Source organism: Marinospirillum sp., from assembly GCF_014859565.1.
This window is the reverse complement of sequence record NZ_JACUUA010000243.1, coordinates 1-4,524: the sequence shown is the minus strand read 5'-3', so window position 1 is coordinate 4,524 and position 4,524 is coordinate 1. Positions and strand designations below refer to the sequence as shown.

5 protein-coding genes and 1 tRNA gene are annotated in these 4,524 nt (G+C 50.9%); 5 read left to right on the top strand and 1 reads right to left on the bottom strand.

The genetic code is table 11. The annotated features are described in order from the left end of the window. A tRNA-Pro gene (locus IBX50_RS17490) sits at positions 1 to 77 on the bottom strand. A 250-nt stretch (positions 78 to 327) separates the two neighbouring features. Here IBX50_RS17490 and folD point away from each other — a divergent pair. From folD to IBX50_RS17465, 5 genes are all read left to right on the top strand, one after another. After that, complete coding sequence (gene folD, locus IBX50_RS17485; RefSeq protein ID WP_292257582.1) at positions 328 to 1,194, top strand: bifunctional methylenetetrahydrofolate dehydrogenase/methenyltetrahydrofolate cyclohydrolase FolD; 867 nt, start codon at positions 328 to 330, stop codon at positions 1,192 to 1,194. 74 nt (positions 1,195 to 1,268) lie between these two features. Continuing rightward, positions 1,269 to 1,643 (top strand): response regulator, encoded by a 375-nt coding sequence (locus IBX50_RS17480; RefSeq protein ID WP_292257581.1) that lies wholly within the window; start codon positions 1,269 to 1,271, stop codon positions 1,641 to 1,643. A gap of 3 nt (positions 1,644 to 1,646) precedes the next feature. Next, complete coding sequence (locus IBX50_RS17475) at positions 1,647 to 2,267, top strand: chemotaxis protein CheC (protein WP_292257580.1); 621 nt, start codon at positions 1,647 to 1,649, stop codon at positions 2,265 to 2,267. Between the two features lie 29 nt (positions 2,268 to 2,296). Next, complete coding sequence (locus tag IBX50_RS17470) at positions 2,297 to 3,244, top strand: diguanylate cyclase (RefSeq protein ID WP_292257579.1); 948 nt, start codon at positions 2,297 to 2,299, stop codon at positions 3,242 to 3,244. A gap of 71 nt (positions 3,245 to 3,315) precedes the next feature. Then, positions 3,316 to 4,515 (top strand): amino acid aminotransferase, encoded by a 1,200-nt coding sequence (locus IBX50_RS17465; RefSeq protein WP_292257578.1) that lies wholly within the window; start codon positions 3,316 to 3,318, stop codon positions 4,513 to 4,515. Positions 4,516 to 4,524: the final 9 nt, after the last annotated feature.

Here is a 4,524-nt window from a genome sequence, read left to right as displayed (position 1 = left end):
TGGTCGGGGTAGAGGGATTCGAACCCCCGACATCCTGCTCCCAAAGCAGGCGCGCTACCAGACTGCGCTATACCCCGAACGTTTCTTGCTACGTCAGCAGCTCCGTGAAGAAGTGTCTGCCAACGAGGAGCGCATTATAGGCAGTTTATTTTCAGCGTCAACCCCTGATTCAAAAAATATTCCTGACCATTAAAAAAAACCGGTCAACACCCCCAGCAAGAACCTGTCGTCACTTTAACTGAGCACCCATGTAAAGGTGTTATTTCACTTACAGACAAGTCATGCGACAATGCACAACTCCAGATTACTGATATACACAGAGTTTACATGAGCGCCCAACTGATTGATGGCAAACAGATTGCCCTGACCCTTCGTACAGCTCTAACAGAAAAAATCAACACCCGCCTGCAGGAAGGTAAATCTGCTCCGGCACTGGCCGTTATTCTGGTTGGCAGTGATCCTGCTTCACAGGTGTATGTTCGCAACAAACATCTTGCCTGTGAAAAAGCCGGTATTGTTTCTCACTCCTTCAGCCTGGACAGCAATACCAGCCAGCAGGATCTTGAACAGTTGATTGATCAACTGAATGCCGACCCGGCCACTCATGGCATTCTGCTGCAACTGCCCCTGCCCTCACACCTGGATGCCGGCCCACTGCTTGAGCGTATTCGCCCTGATAAAGACGTGGATGGCTTTCACCCCTACAACCTTGGCCGACTGGCGCAGCGTCAGCCACTGTTGCGCCCTTGCACCCCTAAGGGTGTGATGACATTGCTGCAACAACTGGACATCAATCTGAAAGGCCTGAAAGCCACCATAGTGGGTGCTTCCAATATTGTTGGCCGCCCCATGGCACTGGAGTTGCTACTGGCTGGCTGCACCGTGACTGTGACCCATCGTTTCACTAAAGATCTGGCTGCTGAAGTGGCGCAGGCCGATATTCTGGTGGTGGGTGTTGGTAAGCCCGGCCTGGTGCGTGGTGAATGGGTCAAACCCGGCGCCATCGTGATTGATGTTGGCATCAATCGCTTGGATGACGGCACTCTGGTGGGGGATGTTGAATACCCAGCTGCCAGTCAACGTGCGGCATGGATTACACCTGTACCCGGTGGTGTTGGCCCAATGACCGTTGCATCATTGATTGAAAATACCCTGCAGGCATGTGAACTTCAGGAACAGGCAAACCTGCGCTGAAACTGGACACCCCGACTCGCAGGAAATACAATCAATTACTAATGTTTCAGTTGCTCACAATTAGGTGATAAGGCATGTCCGAGGATTCAAACACCCCCTGCCGCATACTGCTGGTTGATGACAGCCGTGTAGCTCGCTTGACCCTGCAACATTTACTGTCCAAGGCCACGGACCGAGAACTGGCTATACAAGAAGCTGCCAATGGTGACGAGGCGCTCACCCTGTTTACTCCAGCGAGCTTTGATCTGGTGTTGATTGACTTCAATATGCCCGGTATAGATGGCCTGGAACTGGCGACAATCCTCAATGGGTTGCAACCTGACCTGCGCATGGCACTCATCACAGCCAATATTCAGGACAGTATTGTAGAACGCGCCACCAAGTTGGGTATGGTGTTCCTAGGCAAGCCAGTGACCCTTGAACAGTTATCCACCCTGATCAGGGGATAGATCATGAGCAAACTTTTTAATGCAGATCAGCAGGAAACCGTTGTTGAGCTGATGAACATTGGTGTCGGAAAAGCTGCCTTAGCCTTGTCTCGACTGGTGCAGGACGAAGTTCTTTTGTCGGTGCCAAAAGTTGATTTTGTGGATATGCAAATCGCTGAATCCACATTCAACAAACTATTACCCATTGCTCTGGCCGGTGTCACTCAGGCTTTTGATGGTTTTATCAATGGCAAAGCGGCACTGATCTTTCCAGAAGAACGCAGCCTTGAGCTGGTGCGCATTCTGGTGGGGCATGAGCTCAGTGCCAGCGAAATTTCCGAGTTGGAGCAGGACACCCTGGCGGAACTGGGCAATATTCTGCTGAACTCCTGCCTGGCAACCCTGGCCAATATCCTACATCGTGAAATTCACACTGCCCTGCCAGAAGCTTACAGCGGCAACTGCCAAAAAATGCTGCAAATCCTGTGTGACCAGGAAGACTCACTGATCATGCTGGTACAAATCGATTTCTCGCTGCGCCAACGCGCCCTGCAGGGTTACCTTGCTTTTATTATTGATCTGCACAGTGCAGAAGGATTTTATGATGCCCTTGATGAGTATCTGCAAAACCTATTGGGTCAATAACTGCACAACACCGGACAAACCCTAATACCATGGCGCTGACTCAGAGTGATTTAAAATCGCTGATAGACCTTCTGGAAACTGGTCTGATCCTGGTGGATACCGAGCTGAATATCCTGCTGTGGAATCCGTGGATTGCACGTATCACCGATATCAGCGAGCAACAGGCACTAAACAACAAACTGAATCAGGTGTTCAGTGAGACAGTTGACCCTGCCCTGCTGGATGCACTGGATCAAACCCGTGAGTTCAGATTATCACGCCGCTTGTCCCATCAACTGCATCCGCCACTGCTGCCGCTTTATCAGAAAAATACCGGTCAACGGCTGCACCATTCCATCCTCTTGCAACCTGTAACCCACAACGGTCAAACCGCCTGCCTGCTGCAGATTTCCGATGTATCCAGCACGGTTCGCAGAGAACAACACCTGCGCAGTGCCATGGAGCAGGTGCAACATCTGGCTCATCACGATGTATTAACCGGACTGTGCAACCGTAGTTTGCTGAATATCCGCCTGGAAGACGCCTGTTCAAAAGCCGCTGTTGCCAGTCAACCATTTGCGCTGTTTTTTATTGATCTGGATGGTTTTAAGAACATCAATGATGTTTACGGTCATGATGCCGGTGATGCACTACTACAGAAACTGGCAACAAGATTACAACAAGCCATGAATCCTCAGGATACTGCTGCACGCCTGGGTGGTGATGAGCTAATTGCACTGATGCCGTCCGTCACCTCTGCCGAGCAGGCCATCATTGTCGCTGAGCAGCTCTGCAATCTGCTGGCACAACCGCTCAGTTGGCAGAAGCATCAATTACAAGCCGGTGCCAGCATCGGTGTGGCACTCTGGCCAGAACAGGGCACCAGCCCTAATGCCCTGCTAACCAGTGCCGACAACGCCATGTATCTGGCCAAGTCACGCGGTAAGGGTCAGGCTGTTATTTCTACTGCCATCAAAAAAGAAAGCACACACCAGTAATGCACATTTAATTGCTTCGCGCGGTTGGGTACAATGCTGCAAATTCACCCCAGCCTCCTGAAGGAAATAACATGTTCGGACAAGTGGAACTTCTGCCTGCAGATCCTATACTCGGCCTGATTGAGGCCTTTAACCGTGACACCAACCCCGCCAAAATTGATCTGGGTGTTGGTGTGTACCGGGATGCGCAGGGTAACACCCCTATTCTACAAGCCGTCAGAGAAGCTGAAGCCCTGCTGCTAACTAGAGAAACCACCAAAAGTTACATCGGTTCCCACGGTGACCCCCTCTTTTCCGAACTGATGCTGCCATTGGTTTTTGGTAACAACTCCAGTGTACTGGCAAATAAACGTGCCAGCCTGACCCAATCTCCCGGTGGCACCGGTGCCCTGCGGCTGGCAGCTGACTTTATCAAGCGCTGCGCTCCACAGAAAAAAGTTTGGATTTCTGATCCCACCTGGCCGAACCACTACGCTATTTTTAATGCTGCCGGAGTGGAATATGGCAGTTATGCCTATGTGGATACCAACACCAACCGGCTGGATTTTCCTGCCATGCTGGCTAGCTTGAAACAAATCCCCCAGGGTGATGTTGTGCTGCTGCATGCCTGCTGCCATAACCCCACGGGTTTTGATCTTTCTGCCGAACAATGGCAAGAGGTTCTTGTTATTCTGCAGGAGCGGGAACTGCTACCCCTGATTGACTTTGCCTACCAGGGCTTTGGTGCAGGACTGGAAGAAGATGCCTTTGCTGTTCGCCTGCTGTCTGAACAACTACCCGAAGTGATGATCACCGCTTCCTGTTCAAAAAACTTTGGCCTCTACCGTGAGCGTATCGGTGCATTTATTGCCGTGGCAAAAAATGCTGACGAAATGCAGAAAGTTCGTAGCCAGCTGGCTCTGGTGGCTCGTTCCAACTACTCCAACCCACCGGCACATGGCAGCGCCATCGTTGCCACCGTACTCGGCAGCAGTGAGTTAAACAGCCTGTGGCGCAGTGAAGTGGATGAAATGCGCGGGCGTATCAATTCCTTGCGTAAGCAATTTGTAGCAGCGCTACAGCCTTATGGACTGGCAGAAAAATTTGCTTGCGTGGCTGAACAACGCGGCATGTTTTCTTATTCTGGCTTAAAGCCGGATGAAGTCACACGCCTGCAACAAGAATTTGGTATTTATATGGTCAAGACTGGTCGCATGAATATTGCCGGTTACAGTGACCACAACCTTAAATACCTCTGTGATGCGATAGCAAAAGTCTGTAACAATCGCTGAATAATCAAT

Excerpts from the sequence above, each read along its gene's own strand:
- IBX50_RS17475 (WP_292257580.1), top strand. The coding sequence starts at position 1,647 with ATGAGCAAACTTTTTAATGCAGATCAGCAGGAAACCGTTGTTGAGCTG.
- IBX50_RS17470 (WP_292257579.1), top strand. The coding sequence starts at position 2,297 with ATGGCGCTGACTCAGAGTGATTTAAAATCGCTGATAGACCTTCTGGAA.
- folD (WP_292257582.1), top strand. The coding sequence starts at position 328 with ATGAGCGCCCAACTGATTGATGGCAAACAGATTGCCCTGACCCTTCGT.
- IBX50_RS17465 (WP_292257578.1), top strand. The coding sequence starts at position 3,316 with ATGTTCGGACAAGTGGAACTTCTGCCTGCAGATCCTATACTCGGCCTG.
- IBX50_RS17480 (WP_292257581.1), top strand. The coding sequence starts at position 1,269 with ATGTCCGAGGATTCAAACACCCCCTGCCGCATACTGCTGGTTGATGAC.